Annotated in this window: 5 protein-coding genes; 3 read left to right on the forward strand and 2 right to left on the reverse strand. The window is 69.6% G+C overall.

Annotation, left to right across the window (positions count from 1 at the left end):
• Window positions 1–5 precede the first annotated feature (5 nt).
• The 3 genes from AB4Y86_RS09825 to AB4Y86_RS09835 are packed head-to-tail and all read left to right on the forward strand — an operon-like array spanning window position 6 to window position 2,268.
• Window positions 6–794: an amino acid ABC transporter substrate-binding protein gene (locus AB4Y86_RS09825; protein WP_441402061.1), complete on the forward strand. Its 789-nt coding sequence runs from the start codon at window positions 6–8 to the stop codon at window positions 792–794.
• Window positions 795–830: 36 nt separating this feature from the next.
• On the forward strand, window positions 831–1,496 hold the full coding sequence (locus tag AB4Y86_RS09830) for an amino acid ABC transporter permease (RefSeq protein ID WP_441402057.1): 666 nt from the start codon (window positions 831–833) through the stop codon (window positions 1,494–1,496).
• Window positions 1,483–2,268 carry an amino acid ABC transporter ATP-binding protein gene (locus AB4Y86_RS09835; protein ID WP_441402058.1) on the forward strand — a complete coding sequence of 262 codons (786 nt, stop codon included), beginning with the start codon at window positions 1,483–1,485 and terminating at the stop codon, window positions 2,266–2,268. The genes AB4Y86_RS09830 and AB4Y86_RS09835 overlap by 14 nt, the downstream gene beginning before the upstream one ends.
• A 27-nt stretch (window positions 2,269–2,295) precedes the next feature.
• Here AB4Y86_RS09835 and AB4Y86_RS09840 read toward each other — a convergent pair whose 3' ends face one another.
• Complete coding sequence (locus tag AB4Y86_RS09840; RefSeq protein WP_441402059.1) at window positions 2,296–3,849, reverse strand: FAD-dependent oxidoreductase; 1,554 nt, start codon at window positions 3,847–3,849, stop codon at window positions 2,296–2,298.
• A partial coding sequence (locus AB4Y86_RS09845; protein ID WP_441402060.1) for a molybdopterin oxidoreductase family protein occupies window positions 3,846–6,042 on the reverse strand: 2,197 nt, incomplete at its 5' end. The genes AB4Y86_RS09840 and AB4Y86_RS09845, both read right to left, overlap by 4 nt.

Consider the following 6,042-nt stretch of genomic DNA (forward strand, 5'->3'; position numbering starts at 1 on the left):
GCCTTATCGCAGCGGCAGGACTGGCCCTGACCGGGTGTGGGTCGGCGTCCACGAGCCCGTCCAGCTCCGCACCGGCCGGCGGCCCCGACACCTCGTTGAGCGACGTCAAGAGCGCCGGCGTGCTCAAGATCGGCACGGAGGGCACCTACAAACCCTTCTCGTTCCACGCCAACGGCAGCGGGGAACTGACGGGCTACGACGTGGAAATCATCACCGCCGTCGCCGGCAAGCTTGGCGTCAAGCCGAACTTCCAGGAGACACAGTTCGACGCCATCTTCGCCGGCCTCGAAGCCAAACGGTTCGACGTCGTCGCCAACCAGGTTTCGATCACCGACGAGCGCAAGGCGAAGTACGATTTCTCCACCCCGTACACGGTGAGCACGGGCGTCATCGTCACCAAGTCGGACAACTCCAGCATCACCTCCTTTGACGGACTCAAGGGCAAGACCACGGCGCAATCGCTGACGAGCAACTGGTACAAGCTGGCCCAGCAGAGCGGGGCCAACGTGCAGGCGGTCGAGGGCTGGGCGCAGGCGATCACGCTGCTCAAGCAGGGCCGCGTCGACGCCACCATCAACGACAAACTGACCTACCTGGACCAGCAGAAGACGGCGAAGGACGACAGCATCAAGATCGCCGCGGAGACCACCGACAAGTCGCTGAGCGCCTTCGCGTTCCGCAAGGGCTCCACCACACTCACCGACGCCGTCAACAAGGCCTTGACCGAACTGCAGGCCGACGGAACCCTGACGAAAATTTCGCAGAAATACTTTGACGCCGACGTCACCAAGTAGCGGGATGGTTACCGTCGACGAACGCCGCGCCCGATCATGACGATCAACTGGGAGCTTGTCTGGAGCTCGCTCGGACCGATCCTGATGGGCGCCGTCACCGGCACCATTCCAGTGGCGCTGGCCTCGTTCGGCCTCGGGCTGCTCCTGGCCCTGGTGGTCGCCCTGATGCGGCTCAGCCGGAATCCGGTCCTCTCCGGAATCGCGCGGATCTACATTTCGGTGATCCGCGGTACGCCCCTGCTGGTTCAGTTGTTTGTCATCTTTTACGGGCTGCCCTCCATCGGCATCACCATCAGTCCCTGGCCGAGTGCAATCATCGCCTTCTCGCTGAACGTGGGCGGCTACGCCGCCGAGGTCATCCGGGCGGCCATCCTGTCGGTTCCGAAGGGTCAATGGGAGGCCGGACACACCATCGGCATGTCCCGCCGCCAGTCCCTGGTGCGGATCATCCTGCCGCAGGCCGCCCGAGTCTCGGTCCCGCCGCTGTCCAACACCTTCATCAGCCTGGTCAAGGACACGTCCCTGGCCTCGCTGATCCTCGTGACCGAGCTGTTCCGCCAGGCACAGCAGGTGGCGGCCTTCAGCCAGGAGTTCATGCTGCTGTATCTGGAAGCGGCCGTCATCTACTGGATCATCTGCCTGGCCCTCGCCGGCGGACAGTCCGTCCTCGAGAAGAGATTGGACCGCTATGTCGCCCACTGAATCCGATCTCCCGGGCACCGCCCGGCTGCTGACCGTCCGCGGACTGAGCAAGGCCTTCGGCCAGCACGAAGTTTTGAAATCCATTGACATCGACGTCCGCCGCGGCGAAGTGGTCACCTTGATCGGGCCCTCGGGCTCAGGCAAAACGACGGTCCTGCGGTGCCTCAACGGACTCGAAGTTCCCGACGCCGGCATCGTCGAGTTCGGCAGCGAGCTTACGGTCGACTTTTCCGCCCAGGCGTCGAAGAAACAGCTGTCCGCCTTGCGGGACCGCAGCGCCATGGTGTTCCAGCACTACAAYCTCTTCCCGCACAAGACCGCCCTGGAAAACATCATCGAGGGACCGGTCCAGGTGCAGAAGCGGCCCAAGGCAGAGGCCGTCCAGGAAGCCAGGGAGCTGCTGGCCCGCGTTGGACTCGCGGACAAGGAGTACAGCTATCCGTTCGAGCTCTCCGGCGGGCAGCAGCAGCGCGTCGGGATTGTCCGCGCGCTGGCCCTGCGTCCGCAGCTGCTGCTTTTTGACGAGCCGACGTCGGCGTTGGACCCGGAACTGGTTGGCGAGGTCCTGACGGTAATCAAGGAGCTGGCGGACGAAGGCTGGACCATGGTGGTGGTCACCCATGAACTGGCGTTTGCCCGCGAGGTCGCCAACGAAGTCATCTTTATGGACGGCGGGGTCGTCGTGGAACGTGGCCACCCGGACACCGTGCTCCGCGACCCGCGCGAGGAACGCACCCGACAGTTCGTGGACCGGCTGCTGAATCCTTTCTAGGCCGGCCCCGGGCTTAGAGGCTGCCCGCTACGCCACCGCCACCCGGTAGTGCTTCTCGATGATTGCCTTGATGTCGTCGTGGCAGCCGCCGCAGCCGGTCCCGGCGCGGGTGGCGGACGAGACCTCGGCCACCGTCCCGCACCCGTCGGATGCCGCCGCGGCAATTGCCGTCCCGCTCACCCCGGCGCAGCGGCACACTGTGCGTTCCGGATCGGCCGCAGCCACCACCGCCTGGTCCGGTCCGTCCAGGCGGAGCAGCAGCGACCGGTCGGCCGGGAGCTCGTCACCTCGCTCAAAGAGCTGCACCAGCTCGGCCGCGGCGCGCGGCATCCCCACGGCTACGAGGCCTTCCAGCACTCCGGCCCGGGTGGTCATCTTGACGTAGCGGCCGTGTCCGGGATCGGCCCACTGGGCAACCTGCAGCGGCGCCCGGCCGTTCACCGCCCCTGCGGTCAGGGCTTCCTCGTCCCACGGATCGGCGGAAACAGCGCCAGCCACGGCCACGTTCATACCGCGGGCCTTGAGCACGATCACCCCAGGTTGTTCCGCTGGCAGCGCCGGCAAAGCCTCGGCCTCCGCCCCGGCGCCGGACCCCAACAAGGTCAGGTAGTCGGCGAGCCATTCGGCCTGCCGCCAGCCCGGTCCGACCAGCCCGGACGGCCCGCTCGCGGTCCGGCACTCCATGCACTCCGGGTCCGGGCAGCGGACCTCGGCGCAGTCGCCGATCGCAAAAATGTGGGGCTCGTGGTGGGCGCGGAGCTTGTGGTCCACCCAGATCCCGGCGCCGATCGAGAGCCCGCAGCCCTCCGCCAGTTCCGTCCGCGGCCGCACGCCGCAGGAAAGCACCAGCAGCTCGCCGTCGATCGCGGAACCGTCGTCCAGCAGCAGCGCCGAGAAACCGCCGTCGGCCGCCGTCTCCACGGAGACCGAGCGTGCGTTGCCGGCTACCCGTACCCCGCAGTTCCGCAGCGAGGCCGCGAGCACGGCGCCGCCGCCGCGGTCGATATTCCGCCCCAGCGGATGCGGGCCGTTGTGCACCACGGTCACGGTGGCGCCCTCCTCGGCCGCGGCCAGCGCCGTCTCGAGGCCAAGCACGCCGCCGCCGAGGACCACCAGGCGCTTGCCGCCGGCCACCGCGGCCCGGAGCTTTGACGCGTCGCGGAGATCGCGCAGCGCGGTCACCCGCGCGGGCAGCACCGGGGCGGCGGGGGCCGGGTTTAGCCCGGTCAGGTTGGGGATCACCGGCCGGGAGCCGGTGGCGAAGACCAGCCGCTCGTACCCCGGGGAGCTGCCGTCGGTGAGTACGACCTGTTGGCGGGCGCGGTCCACCCGGCGGACCCGGATGCCGAGGCGGACGTCCACGCCGTCGGCAACCAGCGCCGCCGCGTCGGCCAGCGCCAGGGCGGCCGCCGTGGTGCGCCCGACGCCGAGGTCGGCCACCAGGACGCGGTTGTAGGCTGCCTCGGACTCTTCACCGATCACCGTCAGATGTACGATGCCGCTGCGCACGGCCGGCAGCAGCTCGTCGATCAGCCTCGCTGCGACGGGTCCGAAGCCCACCACCACAATTCGCTCCGTCATGAGGCCTCCTCCGCTTGAAGTACGAGGCCTGGGACACCGCTGCGATCGCCGGGCTCGCGCTCGAGCACGACCTCGCCGGGAACCACCGGCCGAATCCAGACCCTGCTGCTCTTGAACTCGGGCATCCCGGAAATGGGGTCCGTGGCCGCCTCGGTGAGCCGGTTGGCGCTCTGGAGCTCCGGGAAATGGAACGGCAGGAACACCGTCTCCGGGCGGATGTCCGGGCTCAGTTCGGCGCGGCACCTGACCACGCCGCGCTCATTGGAAATCGAAACGAAGTCGCCGTCGGCGATGCCCTGGGCGGCTGCCGCGGCGGGGTGCAGTTCCAGCCGCGCCTCCGGCCGGGCTTCGTCGAGCGCGGCCACCCGGCGGGTCTGCGCCCCGGACTGGTAGTGCTCCATGAGCCGGCCGGTGATGAGGGTCATCGGCCGTCCGGACTGCTCAGCGCCGGCGCCCTCCGCCGCAGCCCGACGCCGGGGCGAGACGGGGGTGAACACCGCCCGGCCATCGGCGTGGGCGAAGGAGTCGAGGAACAGCCGCGGGGTCCCGGTGCTCCCGGCCGGGTACGGCCAATAGGCTTCCTCGCCGCGGTCCAGCATGGCGTAGTCGATCCCGGAGTAGTCGGCCAAGCCGCCGGCGGACGCGAGGCGGAGTTCCTCGAACACGGTTTCCGGATCCTCGCTAAACGTCGAGGGTGCCTGCAGCAATTCGGCCAGCCGGGTGATGATCCATAGTTCACTGCGCACGCCGGGCGGGGGAGCGATCGCGCGCCGGCGGCGGAGGACCCGGCCCTCGAGATTGGTCAGGGTGCCTTCCTCCTCCGCCCACTGCGTCACCGGCAGGATCAGGTCCGCTTCGACGGCGGTCTCGGAAATGAAGAAGTCGCAGACCACCAGGAAGTCGAGGCTGCGCAGGCCCGCCACCACGGCGTTCGCGTCCGGCGCGGAGACTGCCACGTTGGCGCCGTGCACGAACAGGCAGCTGACGCCGTCGGGCTGTCCCAGCGACCTGAGCAGTTCGACGGCGGGGACGCCCGGCCCGGGGATGGCGGACTCGGGGACGCCCCAGACCGCCGCGATGTGGGCGCGGGCGACGGGGTCGGCAATCTTGCGATAGCCGGGGAGCTGGTCGGCCTTCTGGCCGTGTTCGCGGCCGCCCTGGCCGTTGCCCTGACCGGTAAGGGTGCCGTAGCCGCTGCGCGCCGAGCCCGGCAGCCCAAGCAGCAGGGCGAGATTGATCGCCGCGGTGGCGGTGTCGGTGCCGTCGACATGCTGTTCGATGCCGCGGCCGGTGAGGATGTAGCTGCCACCCTGCAGGGCGCCGGCGGCCAGCCGCCGTGCGGTGTCACGGATCAGCCCGGCGGGAACCCCGGTGAGGGATTGCACCCGCTCGGGCCAGCAGGGGGCGACGCTCCGGGCCAGGGCCGGGTAGTTCGTGGTCCGCGCCGCGATGTAGCCGCTGTCCGCCAGGCCCTCGTGGACCACCACGTGCGCGAGGCCCAGCAGCAGGGCCAGGTCCGTGCCCGGCAGCGGCTGAAGGTGCAGGCCCCCGCCGTCGGCGGTGAAAGCCGCGGTGGCGGAGCGGCGGGGGTCGACGACGATCAGACCGCCGGCGTCGCGCGCCCCCCGCAGGTGCTGGATGAACGGCGGCATGGTCTCGGCGACGTTGGAGCCGAGCAGCAGGATGGTGCTGGCGGCATCGAGGTCCGCCAGCGGGAACGGCAGCCCGCGGTCCAGGCCGAAGGCGCGCATCCCGGCCGCGGCGGCCGAGGACATGCAGAACCGGCCGTTGTAGTCGATCCGCGAGGTGCCCAGGGCGAGCCGGGCGAATTTGCCCAGCTGGTAGGCCTTTTCGTTGGTGAGTCCGCCCCCGCCGAAGACGCCGACGGCGTCGGGCCCGTGCTCGGAACGGGCCTTCCTTACCGCCGTTGCGGTGAGTTCCAGCGCTGTCTCCCAGCTGACCGGGCGGTGGACGCCGTCGGCACCCCTAAGCAGGGGCTCGGTAACGCGCTCCGGGTGGTGCAGCAGCGCCGCCGAGGTCCAGCCCTTGCGGCACAGTCCGCCGCCGTTGGTGGGGAAGTCCCGACCGGCCACCTCCAGGGGGGCAGCCAGCGCTGCCGGAATTKCAGTCGCTGCCGGAAATGCAGCGGCCGGGGGAACGGCAGCCGGCGCGGTCAGTGTCATGGCGCACTGC

The sequence above is a fragment of the Arthrobacter sp. 2YAF22_2 genome, assembly GCF_052114645.1.
Classification (GTDB): domain Bacteria; phylum Actinomycetota; class Actinomycetes; order Actinomycetales; family Micrococcaceae; genus Arthrobacter.